Origin of the sequence: Massilia sp. CT11-108 (genome assembly GCF_047302915.1) — a bacterium.
Lineage (GTDB): Bacteria > Pseudomonadota > Gammaproteobacteria > Burkholderiales > Burkholderiaceae_D > Telluria > Telluria orientalis.
The window spans coordinates 1-288 of the sequence record NZ_JBKYMO010001449.1 but is presented as its reverse complement, the minus strand read 5'-3'; the positions used below and the strand labels follow the sequence as shown (position 1 = coordinate 288).

At 70.8% G+C, this 288-nt stretch carries 1 protein-coding gene; it reads left to right on the top strand.

Annotation, left to right across the window (positions count from 1 at the left end; all coding sequences use genetic code 11):
• The coding region (locus tag ACEN88_RS35210) for an NnrS family protein (RefSeq protein WP_413347054.1) at positions 1–288 on the top strand (288 nt) is incomplete at both ends.

Genomic DNA, 288 nt, shown 5'->3' with positions numbered 1-288 from the left:
GGCCTGCTCGCGCTGCTCACCCTGGCGAACGTGTGCTACCACGCGGCCGCGCTGGGCTGGATCCGCGTGAATCCGCTGGCGCCCGTGCACGCCGCGATCCTCCTGATCGTCGTGATCGAAATCGTGATCGGCGGCCGCGTGATCCCCATGTTCACCCGCAACGGCGCGCCGGGCACCCAGCCCGTGCAGGATGCGCGCCGCGACAAATGGGGGCCTGCTCGCGCTGCTCACCCTGGCGAACGTGTGCTACCACGCGGCCGCGCTGGGCTGGATCCGCGTGAATCCGCT